Consider the following 15050-nt stretch of genomic DNA (forward strand, 5'->3'; position numbering starts at 1 on the left):
GGCGCTTAAATGTCAGTCGTGTCGAAAATACGAATATTCTGTATATAATCGGTTATCAAGAGACTTGGATGCTGTCGCGTTCGAGCTTTTCCAAAACCAGTTGGAGCGCGCTCATGCAAATTCCCCCGGTCGATCGCTATTGCCAGGCCCGATTCGACTGAAAGCCGCCATACCGTGCCAAAGGCCCTGCGCGAATACGACTGGCGGCAATGGCTGAGGCTGCAGCCGCTGACACATGCCATCAAGACTGCCCGTTACCGAAAAATCGACCGGAGGTTTGTGCATCAACCGGTCGAGGGTGACGACATTCCGGGTATCCGCGATGCCGCCCGGGGCCGCCATGTGCTGCTTACTGTTGCCTTCGACGATCCTCGGTGCCTGGACCTGCAGTTGCGGCTGACCCGAGGACTTGTTCGTCACGACCTCCACATTGTGGCCGACAACAGCATCGGTGACGCTTTCGCGCGCGAGAACAGGCAGATATGCGCGGACCATGGCGCCGCCTATGTCAGGCTGCCCGCCAATCCGTGGACTGTGAAAAACCCGAGCCGGTCGCATGGCGCGGCGCTCAACTGGATGTGGCACAATGTGCTCGAGCCTGCCGCGCCGGCCGCATTCGGATTCCTGGACCAGGATCTTTTTCCGACGCAGCCATGCGACCCCTTCGAACCTCTTGAAGCCACGGCTTTTTACGGCGATCTGCGCTGGGCAGGCGCGCGATGGTTCTTGTGGGCCGGCTATTGTTTCTTTCGATTCGACGCCGTCGGCCGCGAGCCTCTCGATTTCGGGCTCGACTGGTTCGCCGGTCTCGACACCGGCGGAGCCAATTGGGAGGTGCTTTATCGACATGTGGACCCGAACACGGTGCCGCAACGGCCGATAACCGCATTCGCCGTCTTGCCGGGGATTGATGTCAGACAGGCCTATTGCGAATGGCGGGGAAGCTGGCTTCATGAAGTCGGCCTCGACGGCGACCTCTCGTTGAAGGCGAAAAAGCGCGAAGCGGTCCTGCGGCTGCTCGCCCCCGCTCTTGAGATCTCGCCCGGATCGGCTCGACATGGAAATTGACAGTCGACAGATCGACGGAACTTTGGAATTGGAATTTTGACGCCAGGCTGCCGGCATCCGACAATTCAACGGCCATTCGATCCCGGCCGGCCATCGCAAGGACTATTCTGTTGCCGACAGTAAGCGTGATCATTCCGGTGAGAGACGGCGCGCAATATATCGGCGAGGCCCTGCAAAGCATCCTGGATCAGGATCTGGCGGATATCGAAGTCATCGTCGTGGACGATGGATCTTGCGATGACAGCGCCGCGATCGCGGCCTCGATCGGCGACCGTGACAGCCGCGTCAAAGTTGTCGCCAACAGCGGCAAGGGGATCGTCGATGCGCTGAACATGGGGATTTCGCTCGCGCAGGCCCCTCTTGTGGCGCGCATGGATTGCGACGACGTCTCGCTGCCCAACAGGTTGCGCCTGCAGGTGGCGTGTTTCGAAGCGGATGCCGATTTGCAGCTGCTCGGCACGGCGGGATTGCAGATCGACCGGGACGGAAAGCTGCTGAGGCCGATCGACGTGCCTACCGGCAACGACCCGTTGCGGGAAGCGCTCGCCAGGTACAATCCCATGCTTCACCCGACGGTGATGTTCCAGACCGAGGCCGTCCGGCGCGCGGGAGGCTACCGTCGCGCGTTCACCTATGCCGAAGACTACGATCTATGGCTGCGGCTTTCCGAGACGGGAAAACTGGCCAACATGGAAATGCCGCTCGTGAAGCTGAGATCGCATCCGGGACAAGTATCGCGCCTAAAGCAGGACCAGCAAAAGGCGGCCGCGGCATTGGCCCGGCAGTCGGCGCTGTTGCGTCGCCATCGCGCCGAGCCGTTCGACGCGAACGGCCAGCCCGCGCAGGCCATCGCAGCGTTTCTGGCATCGCGCGCGGCCACGGGGGTCGGCGTCTCCAGCCTGGAAAGGCGCGACATCGAGCTGATGCTGCGAACCGCGGACATACCGATGGCCCTCACTTTGAAGCTGCTGTTCCTCGCAGCTGTCGGCGCCCCTTCTTTGAAGACACTCGCCCTCGGACCTCGATTGGCCTGGCGCAGGATGATCGCGCGTCCACCAAGAATGCGGCTCAACTGATTGGCCCGAATGATGCGTCTTGTCGTCGATCTCACGAGTATGGTGCGCTGGCTCGGGCCTCCGGTCGGCCTGGTCCGCGTGCAACGCCACTACGCGGCCGCGGCGGCTGCATTCAAGGCCTCCGAGGTGGCCTTCACGGTCTTCGACCCGATCGAGCGGGTCCTCAGACAGGTTTCGCCTGATATGGCGGCGGAAATCATCGCCGGCGACATTTCGTGCGACATGAGCTTTTACCCGGATCCGGCCCGCATCAAGATGCGGTTTTACGATCGCTGGCCGAACTGGGCACGGCAATTGCTGATGGCGATGATGAAGCCGCGCCGGGTCCTGATAACGGAAATCGGCGCGTTCGGCCGGCGCAATCCCGGCAACCCTTTCCTTCGTTTCCTCGAACGGATCGAAAACCGGCTGATGAAGGAAAACGAGCGGCGGCAAGTCGCTCGCGAGGACGGCTCACGCGTGCGGATCGTCCCGCTCAGGACCGTGGCAGGCGAGAAATACGATCTCTCGCCCGGCGACCATCTGCTGCTGATGAACAGCGACTGGGCGCATACCGACGTCGCGGTCATTTCGAGCGATGCGCGCCCCGCCGGCGCAAAGCTGATCCTGCTCTTGAACGACATCATCCCGATCCAGTTTCCCGAATGGTACAAGCCGCACGACGTCAAGAGATTCACGGGCTATGTGAACCTGGCGGCCGGGCTTGCGGACCGCTTCGTCCTGACGTCGAGGCGCGTCACCACCGATGTAGAGGACTATGCCGCCAAGCTCGGCATCCACCTGCCGGAGCTGAAACTGGTCCCCCTCGGCTGCGACAGCGCCCGCAAATCGAAGGCGGACGGCCGCCCGCCGGACGGGATCGAGACGGATCGCTACATCCTGTTCGTTTCCACCATCGAACCACGCAAGAACCATTCGCTGCTCATGGATGTCTGGAGACGCCTCGTCCTGGATGGAACGGTCGCGCGCAGCGGCATGAAGCTGGTTTTCGTCGGCCGCAGCGGCTGGATGGTCGACGGAATCCTGGAGAAGCTTCACAGCCATCCCGGCTACGGCAAAAGCCTGATTCATCTCTATAATGTCGACGACGCAATGCTCTCCATCCTCTACCAGAACAGTGCGTTCTGCGTGTACCCGTCACTCTATGAAGGATACGGGTTGCCACCCGTCGAGGCGCTGGCCTACGGAAAGGCACTGATCGCCTCGACGGGCGGAGCCATCTCCGAAGTGGTCGGCTCGTCAGGACTCTGCCTCGATCCGCTCGACGTCGAAGGATGGGAAAGCACTATGCGGGAGTGGATCATCTCGCCCGCGGCCCGTGCTCCATACGAAGCGAAGGCTAGAGAATTCGTGGCGCGAAGCTGGGAGCAGGCCGGCCGGGAGACATTGGAGGCGACGCTTGCGCCGTTCAAAGACGAGGTCCGGTGTAAGAGTGACCGCGTTACGGTCATAGACGACCGGCCGCCTGCGGTTCGGCCCGTGTTGCTGGACGGCCAGTGCCATTCAGTTTAGCTTCCCTTAGCCGCACAACCGGTGGTGAATTTCGAGGGAGATGAAACCATGACTCTGCCAGGCGACGCTCTCAAGGACGCGATAGGCCAGACGCGGGACAAGTGGGGATGGTTCGTGGCGCTCGGCGTGTTGCTGCTGATCTTCGGCGGCATCGCGTTCGGTAATCTGTTCATCGCCACCGTCGCCTCGGTCTATGTGGTCGGCTGGCTGATGCTGATGGCCGGCGTGATCGAGATCATCCATGCCTTCGGCGTCAAGACCTGGGGCCGGTTCTTCTACTGGCTGCTGAGCGGCCTGCTCTACGCCGTCGCAGGCTTCTTCGCCTTCGACAACCCGTTGCTCGCCTCGGCGGTGCTGACGCTGCTGCTCGCAATCGCGCTCATCGCCTCCGGGCTGCTCAGGTCCTGGGTCGCCTTCAACCACAGGCCGGAGCAAGGCTGGGGATGGCTGCTGGTGGCCGGCGTCATCAGCATCCTGCTCGGCCTGATCATCGCCGTGGGATGGCCGGTCAACAGCCTGTGGATCCTCGGCATGTTCCTGGCCATCGACCTGGTCTTCCAGGGCTGGAGCTTCATCGCCATCGGGCTGGCGCTGAAGCGGTAGGAGCAGGCGGCGCGGACAAGGACCGTCAAACGCTGCTGGTTCGCACCTCCAGTACACCTCACCTATTGTCGAACATCATTTTGAGGTGGGTTGATGACGACCCCGTCGATATTATCGAAGAAGAATTGATTTTGAGGAAGTTTGCGGGCTTCCGCGAGGATATCGTCTTCGGAAACAGCTTCCGGGTTTAACTCGATTTTCCGGCGAATTTCTTCAATAGCCGCCCTCACCTGCGGCTCGTCGTATTGAGGTCCACGAGCAATTACGCTGTGGGCGTCCTCCGCGGTTGTGACATATGCCTCACTTGGTAGTTGAACCTTTGACACGCGTTGAATGCAAGTGGCTCCTTGCTTGCAAGGCTTGCCGGGGATGAGATCAATCCATTTCGGCCCACCGATCAAGATTGCCGCATACATTATCTTAGCCTTGGCTGGCGAGACATGGCTGGCGAGCAACCCATCGTAAAATACCCAATGCGTCTGCAACATGCTTCGGACATGACGGTCGCAATAGTGATCGTGAATGACGGCCGCGCGAATGAAACTTGGATCGAAAGGGTACCCGACAATGCGCTGCGCCCAGTCCGGGATCGACGCGCCATCAGTCTTGTCATCCTTTTGGGCCTCCCAATCTCCCCCTTTGCTATCGACATAGTGAAAGGTCTCATCAAGGTAGCATTCACGGACCTTCTCGCATCCAACCGGGTGAAATGTAAGATTACCCGTGAAATGCCCTTCGGCCTGGGCCGTAGCCACCAGTGCAAGGCTCAGCAGAGGCGAGGCAAACATAAGAGCGATATGCATTTTCTTCCCCTCCGCTGCCCGACTGATCAATTGTTGTGCAGCACAAACGCAGCTTGGACCTCGGGCAAGATCGCCACAGCCGCATTCGATTTGCTTGGTGTTACGATCTCGGCGACCAACTGAATGGCTCCGCTCAGCGCACCCTGAAGACGGGTCACGAAATCTGCCTTTGTGATGTGACCCTTCGAATACTGGCTGAACAGCGCTTCTCGATAATTATAAAGAGCGTAGTACACGTGCGAGAGGTCGGCCTTGCACGCAGGCCAATCTGGCCCCAGCGAAGGACGAAACAGCGATTCCAGATATCCCTCGACGACAGACCATTCTTCGGTGTTGTTCACTTGGACATGTTTCACAGCAGCCGCAACTGCGCGGTCCGATATCCGGCCAGGGAAGTTTTGATTTACGGCATGGGCGCCGTCTTTGATGCGGGTAACAAGTGCTGGAATGCCAAATCCATATTTGCCAAACAACGGCGTCGTAATCTCATTTCCGTGCGCCTTGTTTACGTCGATACCTGCAGGCAAAAGCAAGCGGTTAGAGCATTGTTGGCAAGCTCCGGTGACATCCAGTTCGATGCCAGCCGAGCCATCGGCTCCTCCGATCTCGGTTGCCCACAACTCATCTCCGTCAGCTTCGGCGATTATCCGCTTTTCTTCACCATCTTCAGCTGCGGTTCGACCGAAGCACCCCCACTGCTTCGACGTCGTGACACCTACAACAGCTGTATGATCAAGGGGATAACTTTGCGGCAACCCTGGCCCCGGACCTGTTCGCATAGCCCATGCTTGTAACCGTCCGACTTTCATTGGGGCGGAGATGCCATAGCCGGCCAGAACGATTGTTGTGCCGCCAATCACCAGGCTGCGTCTATCGATCATTCCACCCCTCCGCCACACAAGTTCTTTACATGAATAATTAGAAACTCTCAATCCCTGCGAAAAATAACAAATTTTCCGCTCTTTACCCAAATTACAGACAGTCTGACTTATAAGTACAATAACGAACGAACAATTACCTATAAAAGTTACCATATTGCATGTTAAAAATCTTTCTCAATATATTTAAATACAATCTCGTAAAAATTATTTTTAAATAAATAAAAATATACAAAAATACTCTAGGTCGATCAAATCTGTCCCCTTTACGCCAGATATCACGTCGCTGCCGCAGCATCAGAACAGCCGCATTCAAGAGAAGCGGCGTGTTCAGTTGAACTGCTTCACCAGTCGGATGAGCCATCTGGTTGAATCGACGATTACGTCCGAAGACGATCTAGAACGCGATCTCGGCGTCCAGTTGCGAGAGCGGGCGCACGCCCGCCAGCAGCGCCCTCGCCTCCGCCTCGTCGTTTTTCATCTGCGCCACCAGCGCGTCGAGACCGTCGAATTTGAGCTCGGACCGCAGGAAGCCGAAGAACGACACCTCGCAGGTTTCTTCGTAGAGATCACCGGAAAAATCGAAGACGTATGTTTCGAGGAGCGGCGCGCCGTTGTCGTCCACGGTCGGACGCCGGCCGAAGCTGGCAACGCCGTCGTGGAGCGTGCCATCCGCGCGACGGAAGCGGACGGCGTAAATCCCTTCCTTCAAGGCCGCTTCCGGCGAAAGCCGCATATTGGCGGTCGGGAAGCCCAGCGTGCGGCCAAGCTGCTGACCGCCGATCACCTCGGCCTCGACGGTGAAACGGTAGCCGAGCAGGCCGGCGGCCTCCTCCACCTTGCCCTCGGCGAGCAGTTCCCGGATGCGGCTCGACGAGACCACCTCGGCGCCTTCATCGCGGAAGGCGTCGACCAGCGTCACGCCGAAGCCGTGCCGTTCTCCGGCCGCCATCAGAAAGGCCGGGCCGCCCTGGCGGTCCTTGCCGAAGTGAAAGTCGAAACCGGTGACGGCGTGGCGGATGCCGAGGTTCTTCTCCAGCACATCGGTCACGAAAGCCTCGGGCGAGAGCGAGGCAAAATCGCGCGTGAAAGGCTGCTCGACCAAAGCGGCAAAGCCGAGGCCGGCGAGCAGCCGCGCCTTCATCGGCGGTGGCGTCAGCACGAAAAGCGGCACCTGTGGCCGGAACACCTTGCGCGGATGCGGCTCGAAGGTCAGCACCAGGGCCGGCACGCCGTTGCGGCGGGCTTCGGTCAGCGCGCGCTCCAGGACGGACTGATGGCCACGATGGACACCGTCGAAATTACCGATCGCCACGATGCCGCCGCGCAGATGCGCGGGCAGCGGCGCGACTGCCGAAAGACGTTCGAAGGCTTGCTTCATGTCGAGGCGCCCGTCATGTCCAAACCACCAACCTATTGCAGACGCGGGATGACGGCGACCGGCCGGTAGCCGTGCTTTTCAAGGAAGCCGGCCAGCCTTTCCGGATCGGGCCGCAGCGGATCGCCATAGTCGCGAGCATGGATGCCTCCGGAGACATAGAGCACATCAAAGCCGTTGTCGGCCGCGCCCTTGACATCGGTCATCATGCCGTCGCCGATGGCGAGAACCTCGCTGCGCTCGACGGACCGGCCGAGAAGGCCGGCGACCTCCTTCATGGCGACATCGTAGATCGGCGCGAAGGGCTTGCCGGCGATCAATGTGCGGCCGCCCAGTTGCGCATAATCCCGCGCGAGCGCGCCGGCGCACCAGATGGTGCGCTCGCCGCGCTCCACCAGGATATCCGGATTGGCGCAAATGAACGGCAGATTGCGGGCACGCAGCCGCCTCAGCAGCTCGGCATAGTCGGCGGGTTTCTCGACCTCATCGTCATAAAGGCCCGTGCAGACAATGCCAGAGGCCTCGAATTCCTCGACGAGATCGACGTCGAGCCCGTCATAGAGGGTGAAATCGCGCTCGGGACCGATGTGGAAGATCTTCCTGGGCCCATCGGCGATCAGGTCGCGGGTCACATCGCCCGACGTAACGACCCGGTCGCAGGCATCGGCGGGAACCCCGATGACCTTCATCTGGGCGACGACGTCGGCGCTGCGGCGCGGCGAATTGGTGATGAGCACGACTGGCAGCTTGGCCGCGCGCGCCCTTGCAAGGGCCGCGGCGGCGGCCGGAAAATGCCATTCGCCGTTGTGCACGACGCCCCACACGTCGCACAGGATGGCCGCGTAGCGCCCCGCCAGATCGTCGAGCGAAGTGATGATGTCAGGCGGATTCGCCATGCCGTGTCCCTGATTTTGATCCTGGCAAGACCGCTTACAGCCACCCTTGGTTCAGAGGCTGCCACGGCCGGTCCCGCATAACCGAAGCGCTCCGCCCTGTCACGAGCTTTCCCCATTTCCACAAAGCGAGCCGACATTGCCAGCCCGGAAGCGCAGGGTTAACGCGCCGTCAAAGAGGCGACGCATTCTTGATAATTTCGCGAAAGCTGAAATTTAACGATTTATGACCATGGTAGCAAACCAGATGCGACCATGGTCGTATTCCAATATGGGTCCTTGGCGGGGGTAAGCGCAATGATCCTCGATTTTTTTCGCGACAGGCGGGGTAACTACGCCTTGATGACGGCCATCACCATGATACCGCTGATGGGCGGCGTGGCGCTGGCAGTCGACTATACGGAGTTGGTGCGACAGCGGCAGGAGACGCTGAATGCGCTCGACGCCGCCGGCATCGCGACGGCACAGCAAATCGTCGCCGGCGCGAGCGATGCCGACGCCAAGGCCTATGCCCAAACATTCTTCGAGGCCAATCTCAGGCACGTCCTTCCGGCAAACACGACGCTGACGGTAACCCTGCCGAACAACAATGCGGGCGGCGGCACGCTGGTCCTGGAGGCCGCCCTCAAGTACCAACCTTACTTCCTGCCGGCCGCGGTCGCACTGCTTGGCGGAACACCCGGCCAGACGAACCTCAACTTCTCGGCCAAATCGGAAATCCGCCTCAAGAACACGTTGGAAGTAGCGCTGGTGCTCGACAATTCCGGATCGATGAGCCTGAACGGTTCAGGCACCGGCCAACAACGAATCGAACTCCTCAAGACCGCCGCTACCGAATTGGTGACTATGCTGGCCGGGCAGGCCGATTTGATGCGGCAGGTCAGCAAGCCTGTGCAGTTCTCGCTGGTTCCATTCTCCGCCTCGGTCAATGTCGGCCCGTCCAACAAGGACAAGAGTTGGATGGACCAGGACGGCATTTCGCCCATCCATCATGAGGATTTCGATTGGTCACAGATGTACAAGACTGGATCCGGTTATGATCCGAACAAGTACATCGAGAAAGTCGGCGATATCTATTACAAGCGCGGCAGCGGTTGGGGCGCAAGCCAAAATACGAAGGCAACGCGCTTCAGTCTTTACGACGATATCATGGCCACTACGCGAACCTGCTCTAAAAGGAACAGCAACGGCTCATGCCAGACATACACTTACACGACTGCTCCCTATGAGGCTTGGGGAGGCTGTGTCGAGGCACGGCCGTACCCCTATAATGTTGACGACACGACTCCGGCGGCAGGCACTCCCGCGACGCTTTTCGTTCCCATGTTCGCGCCAGACGAGGCAGGTAATCTGTGGACCGACAGCACACGCACCAGCACAAACTCCTGGGGCTACAGCAACAATTGGTGGATAGATTCGAGCGACAGTCTGGCAGTGACTAAACGCCAGGCGGATATGCGGAAATATTTTCTAACCAAACCGTACAACGCTTCGACCGTGTCCGCAGACGATGGTCCCAATGCCGGTTGCACGACGAGCCCGATCACACCGTTGCAGGATGTGACGACGACCGCCGGTAAGCAGACAATCCTCAATGCCATAAATGCGATGACGCCTACCGGCAACACCAACGTGCCGGAGGGGCTCGCATGGGGCTGGAGAACTCTCTCCAGCAATGAGCCTTTCACCGAGGGCCGAGATAATAACGAAAAAGGCAACGACAAGGTTGTCATCGTGCTCACGGATGGCGCCAACACCTATAGTTCCGTAAACGATGGCAGTTACGCCAAGAACAGATCAACCTATGCCGCTTATGGATATACAGGACTGGCATATCCCGGTTCGGGCTCGGTGACCCGCCTGTTCATGAATACCAGCTCAGCCGTCGGCAAAAGCACCTATACGGACGCCAACTATACCGCCGCTCTCGACGAGCAGATGCAAACGCTGTGCGCCAACGCCAAGGCCAACAACATCATCGTCATGACGGTTTCCCTTGATCTCAGCAATCAAAAAACCGCCGAGAAGAAGGCGATCTCGGCGCTTACGGCCTGCTCATCGGATTCGCGTTTCCGCAAGGATCCGACCGACCCGACCAAGCCGGCGAAGCTGTTCTGGAATTCGACCGGCGCTACGCTGTCGGACGACTTCAAGGCGATCGGCAACGAACTGTCGAACCTGCGCATCGTCAGTTGAGCCGCACGGCAAACGGTCCACGACGCCCGTCGCGAGGCGGGCGTTTTTCATTGCAGGCCATGCCACGGCAACTGGTTTGGTTAGCGGTTCGTGAAGCCGCCGTTAAGCAATCGAGCGGTTTGCCAAACCGGTCCTTCAGCGTTTTGTGGAAGTGTAGTCCGGCGAAAATCCGTCGGCGGGGGGCCGCTTACCTGAAATGCGTGAATTCTGGCGTCACTTCTGCCGCGACCGCCGCGGCAACTATGCCCTGATGACTGCGGTCGCCATGGTCCCAATAATGGGCGCAGTGGCCATGGGTGTCGATTTCGGCGAGCTCAACCGCGAAAAACAGATGGTGCTGCACGCGCTCGACGCCGCCAATTTCGCCGCGGCGGGGCGGCTTTCGCAAGGCGCGACCGACGACCAGATCAGGGCTTACGCGGTCGGCTTCTTCAATTCCAACCTCAACGGTATCGACCCCGGCAACTTTTCGCTCGATGTCACGCTGCCGAGCAACCAGACCGGCGGCGGCCTGATGAAGCTTTGCGCGACGCTTACCTATCATCCCTATTTCTATCCGGCGGCGGCGCTGCTCAATGGCGCGTCGGATGGCGATGCGCATAAGCCAATCCAGATCGAGATGTGCTCCCAGGTGCGGCTGAAGAACACGCTGGAAGTGGCGATGGTGCTCGACAATTCGGGCTCGATGACGACGCCCGGCACAGGCACGGGACAGAAGCGCATCGATCTGCTCAAGCAGGCCGCCAAGCAGCTCGTCGACACGCTGGCCCATCAGGCGTCGCAGATCAAGCAGATCGACAAGCCGGTCCAGTTCAGCCTCGTGCCGTTCGCGGCCTCGGTCAATGTCGGGCCGGACAACGACAACGCCCCCTGGATGGACGTCTATGGGCTGTCGCCGGTAGCGAACGAGAATTTCGACTGGTCGACGCTGAATGCGCCCGACAAATACGCCCAGAAGATCAGCGGCATCTGGTATAAGAAGGGCACCGGCTGGGGCGACACGGAAGATCAGGTGCTGAGCCGCTTCTCGCTCTATCGCGACATGCAGGTAGTGACCAGCCACGAGCGCATCGTCGGCAGCAAACGTGTCGTCTGCGATCAATACCGCTCCGACAACACCTGCAAGCGCAGCCACAACGAATATGACTATAACGACACCTATGGCCCGTTCGCCAGCTGGCAGGGTTGCGTGGAGGTGCGTCCCTATCCCTACAATGTCGACGACACGCCAGCCTCGGGCGGTCCCAACAACACCGGCATCGGCGTCGGCGATCCTGCGACCATGTTCGTGCCGATGTTCGCGCCCGACGAACCCGGCAACCATTGGAAGGTGACGCAGGATCCCGACGAGCCGAACCCGGTCACCTACGGCGCCGCCAACAGCTGGTGGAACGACGACCCGTCGAGCACCACAGGTAAGACGCGCCAATCCAATATGGCCAAGTATTTCATGCCCCGGCCGATCGATGCGCCGGTGCTGTCGAAGGGCGCGGGCCCCAACTATAGCTGCACCACCACGCCGATCACGCCGCTCACCGACGTCACCACCACGGACGGGCTTGCGGCCATCAAGGCGGCGATCGACCTGATGCAGCCCAACGGCAACACCAATGTGCCCGAAGGCATGGCCTGGGGCTGGCGCACCGTGTCGAGCGCCCCGCCCTTCACCGAGGGACGGTTGGAAACGGAGCGCGGCAACGACAAGGTCGTCATCGTGCTCACCGACGGCGAGAACACCTATTCGACGGTCAATCCCGACCCGGCCGGCAACAAGTCGACCTATGCCGCCTATGGCTATACCGGCGTCGGCTATAACGGCACTTCGGTCACCCGCCTGTTCGGCGGCACGTCGAGCGCCATCGGCCAGTTCAACTATTCGTCGAGCAACTACACCGCGGCGATGAACGAGCAGATGGCGAAGCTGTGCGACAACGCCAAGGCGGGCAAGATCATGGTGATGACGGTCGCGCTCGACATGTCCTCGACCAGCTCGAGCGACCAGAAGGCGATGGCCGCGCTGAAGGCCTGCTCGTCCGATTCCCGCTTCCGCAAGGATCCGACCGACCCCAGCAAACCGGCCAAGCTGTTCTGGAACGCCACCGGGGCGACGCTGTCCGACAACTTCAAGGAGATTGCCAACGAGTTGTCGAATCTGCGCGTGGTCGGGTAAGGCATGCCGATATTCAGGTGAGGCCGGCCTGCAAATGGCGGGTTCCTGCGCTTCCGGTGCTCACGTACTTTAAGTACGCTCCGCTCCGGTTCTCGGAAACCGCCATTTTCGACTCGGCCTGACCTGAATCTCGCCACGCCTTGCGCTGGCGCAACGGGTGCCAATCACAAGCCCTTGCGAGTTTTAACAACGCAGCGCACATCTCCGGTACCTTCCGGAGACCCCGATGCCCGACGCCGCCAACCATCTCACTTTTGCGCTGATCTGCCTCGGCATGGTGCTTACGCCAGGCCCGAACATGATCTACCTGATCTCGCGGTCACTGTCGCAAGGGCCGAAAGCCGGACTGATCTCTCTGGGCGGCGTGGCGCTGGGCTTTCTGTTCTATGTGGTCTCGGCGGCCTTGGGCATCACCGCGCTCATCTTTGCCGTGCCTTACGCCTATGACGCGCTTCGCTTCGCCGGCGCGCTCTATCTGCTGTGGCTCGCCTGGCAGGCGCTGAAGCCCGGCGGACGCTCGCCCTTCCAGGTTCGCGAATTGCCCAGGGACAAGCCGCGCAAGCTTTTCGTCATGGGGCTGATGACCAACCTGCTCAATCCGAAGGTGGCCGTGCTCTATCTGTCGCTGCTGCCCCAATTCATCAATCCGGCCAAGGGCCATGTCCTGTCGCAGCTTCTGGTGCTCGGCGTGACGCAGATCTCGATCAGCCTCACCGTCAACGCCATCATCGCGGTGACGGCCGGCTCGATCGCGAATTTCCTCGCCGGGCGGCCGTTCTGGCTGGTCATCCAGCGCTGGATGATGGGCACGGTGCTAACGGCGCTGGCTTTGAAGATGGCGACCGAAGCTCAGAGATAGCCGCCACCCCAAGAACGCTGCCGTCCTACATCGGCCGGCGTACAGGCCGGATCTGCTCCGGCTCGACCACCTTGCGGTAGAGATGCCAGGTCGCGTGGCCAAGGATCGGCATGACGACGGCCAGTCCGGCAAACAGCGGGATCGAGCCGATCACCAGCAACACCGCGACGGTCAGGCCCCAGAGCGCCATCGTCAGCGGATTGGCCATGACAGCGCGGGCCGAGGTCTCGATCGCCGAGACGGCACCGACGTCGCGGTCGAGCAGCAGCGGGAAGGCAATGACCGTGGTGGCCAAAACGACGACGGCGAAAACGAAGCCGACGGCGTTGCCGACGAGGATCAGCGTCCAGCCCTTGCCGGTCGTCAGCACGTCGCGCACGAATGCGCCGACCGAGGCGGGCGGCTCGGCGCCGAACAGGCTGGTGTAGAGCGACTGCGCGGTGAACAGCCACAAAAGGAACAGCGCAAAGAGCAGAATGCCGATGACCGCGATCGACGGCAGCGCCGGAGAATGGCGCACGTCCAGCGCATGATGCCAGCGGCTGCTCATGCCGAGCTCGCGCCGGCGGCTGATCTCATAGAGGCCGATCGCCGCGAACGGGCCGATCAGAGCGAAACCGGACATCAGCGGATAGACGAGCTGGATGGCGTTCGAGCCCGAGCTCCATTGCGTCAGGATCAGGCCGACGATCGGATAGATCAGGCACAGAAACACATAGTGCGAGGGCTTGGCCCAGAAATCCTCGGCGCCGAGCTTCAGCGCGTCCCAAAGATCCGAGGTGGAGATGCGGCGCACCGTGGGCTGCACATGCATCCCATAGGCGTCCGACATGACATGAAAACCGGCCATAACCGTCCTCCGTTCGTCAGTGCATGAGCCCGAAAACCAGCAGGTTCTCGCCAAGCAATCATGCGCCAGATCAACGCGGGCCGGTCACCGCCTGCGGTGGCCGCCCGTGGCTGCCACTTCAAGAACGACCGCATCATAGCCGATCTTCCGGGAAAAGTCGCCGCTTCAGACGATTTTCATCCCTTGCCTTTCATCCCCTGCCCGGCAAAAGCCATGATCGCCGGTATCAGAGGCCAGATGAGCATCGCCATCACAGCCCTCCCCGACCTGAACCGCCGTTCGCTGCTCAAGGCCGCCGGCCTGGCGGCGCTTGCCGGCATCTCGGCCTGCGGCACCGTCACAGTGCCGACCGGCGAAGGCGCCGGCGTCTCTTCGTCGGCCACGGCGACGCTTGCCAGTATCCGCGGCGCCGCCGGGCTGCCGGCGCTCGCTCCCGACGCGCAGCTCGAACAGGCCGCGCTGCAGCAGGCCGGCTACATGGCCTCGCGCGAGCGCATGAGCCACACCACCGGCTGGGGCAAGGATTTCGCCTCGCGCATGAAGGACAATGGCGTACGCGGCGCGGCGGCCGAAAACATCGCCGAAGGCCGCTTCGACCTTGAGAAGCTGTTCGATATCTGGATGCATTCGGACGGCCACCGCCGCAACATGCTCGACCCGGATTTCAGCCGCTTCGGACTGGCCTATGTGCGCGACGGCCGCGATCCCGCCCTGCGCTATTGGTCGTTGGTGCTGGGCAGGTAAATCGCCGGCCTTCTTGTCTG

General features: G+C 60.8%; 13 protein-coding genes. 8 read left to right on the forward strand and 5 right to left on the reverse strand.

All coding sequences use genetic code 11. The features are described from left to right. Positions 1–174 precede the first annotated feature (174 nt). From RFM41_RS29735 to RFM41_RS29750, 4 genes are all read left to right on the forward strand, one after another. Complete coding sequence (locus RFM41_RS29735; RefSeq protein WP_320252837.1) at positions 175–1068, forward strand: hypothetical protein; 894 nt, start codon at positions 175–177, stop codon at positions 1066–1068. 125 nt (positions 1069–1193) lie between these two features. Then, a complete protein-coding gene (locus RFM41_RS29740; protein WP_320252838.1) occupies positions 1194–2144 on the forward strand; it encodes a glycosyltransferase in 951 nt (316 codons plus the stop codon). A gap of 12 nt (positions 2145–2156) precedes the next feature. Then, a complete protein-coding gene (locus RFM41_RS29745; RefSeq protein WP_320252839.1) occupies positions 2157–3656 on the forward strand; it encodes a glycosyltransferase family 4 protein in 1500 nt (499 codons plus the stop codon). A gap of 48 nt (positions 3657–3704) precedes the next feature. Then, positions 3705–4259 (forward strand): HdeD family acid-resistance protein, encoded by a 555-nt coding sequence (locus RFM41_RS29750; protein WP_320252840.1) that lies wholly within the window; start codon positions 3705–3707, stop codon positions 4257–4259. A 62-nt stretch (positions 4260–4321) separates the two neighbouring features. Here RFM41_RS29750 and RFM41_RS29755 read toward each other — a convergent pair whose 3' ends face one another. The 4 genes from RFM41_RS29755 to RFM41_RS29770 all read right to left on the reverse strand — a co-directional run bounded on the left by RFM41_RS29755 (position 4322) and on the right by RFM41_RS29770 (position 8214). Further along, positions 4322–5062, reverse strand: a complete 741-nt coding sequence (locus RFM41_RS29755; RefSeq protein ID WP_320252841.1) for a DUF1353 domain-containing protein — start codon at positions 5060–5062, stop codon at positions 4322–4324. A gap of 26 nt (positions 5063–5088) precedes the next feature. Then, positions 5089–5943, reverse strand: coding sequence for a hypothetical protein (locus tag RFM41_RS29760; protein WP_320252842.1), 855 nt, complete (start codon positions 5941–5943; stop codon positions 5089–5091). Between the two features lie 394 nt (positions 5944–6337). Next, positions 6338–7321, reverse strand: a complete 984-nt coding sequence (locus RFM41_RS29765) for a bifunctional riboflavin kinase/FAD synthetase (protein ID WP_320252843.1) — start codon at positions 7319–7321, stop codon at positions 6338–6340. Between the two features lie 32 nt (positions 7322–7353). Then, on the reverse strand, positions 7354–8214 hold the full coding sequence (locus RFM41_RS29770; RefSeq protein WP_320252844.1) for a TIGR01459 family HAD-type hydrolase: 861 nt from the start codon (positions 8212–8214) through the stop codon (positions 7354–7356). A gap of 294 nt (positions 8215–8508) precedes the next feature. Between RFM41_RS29770 and RFM41_RS29775 the strand changes: the two genes are divergently transcribed. The 3 genes from RFM41_RS29775 (at position 8509) to RFM41_RS29785 (ending at position 13436) form a co-directional block, all read left to right on the forward strand. Then, positions 8509–10407 (forward strand): pilus assembly protein TadG-related protein, encoded by a 1899-nt coding sequence (locus RFM41_RS29775; RefSeq protein WP_320252845.1) that lies wholly within the window; start codon positions 8509–8511, stop codon positions 10405–10407. Positions 10408–10603: 196 nt separating this feature from the next. Continuing rightward, positions 10604–12577, forward strand: coding sequence for a pilus assembly protein TadG-related protein (locus tag RFM41_RS29780; protein WP_320319323.1), 1974 nt, complete (start codon positions 10604–10606; stop codon positions 12575–12577). A 226-nt stretch (positions 12578–12803) separates the two neighbouring features. Beyond that, the gene (locus RFM41_RS29785) at positions 12804–13436 is read left to right on the forward strand and encodes a LysE family translocator (RefSeq protein WP_320252847.1); all 633 of its coding nucleotides are present in this window, start codon (positions 12804–12806) and stop codon (positions 13434–13436) included. A gap of 25 nt (positions 13437–13461) precedes the next feature. Here the strand turns inward: RFM41_RS29785 and RFM41_RS29790 are convergent, their stop codons facing one another. Further along, positions 13462–14286 (reverse strand): DUF2189 domain-containing protein, encoded by an 825-nt coding sequence (locus tag RFM41_RS29790; protein ID WP_320252848.1) that lies wholly within the window; start codon positions 14284–14286, stop codon positions 13462–13464. A 237-nt stretch (positions 14287–14523) separates the two neighbouring features. Here RFM41_RS29790 and RFM41_RS29795 point away from each other — a divergent pair, with 237 nt between their 5' ends. Continuing rightward, positions 14524–15030 (forward strand): CAP domain-containing protein, encoded by a 507-nt coding sequence (locus RFM41_RS29795; RefSeq protein ID WP_320252892.1) that lies wholly within the window; start codon positions 14524–14526, stop codon positions 15028–15030. Positions 15031–15050 lie beyond the last annotated feature (20 nt).

It is taken from the genome of Mesorhizobium vachelliae (assembly GCF_033977325.1).
Lineage (GTDB): Bacteria > Pseudomonadota > Alphaproteobacteria > Rhizobiales > Rhizobiaceae > Mesorhizobium > Mesorhizobium vachelliae.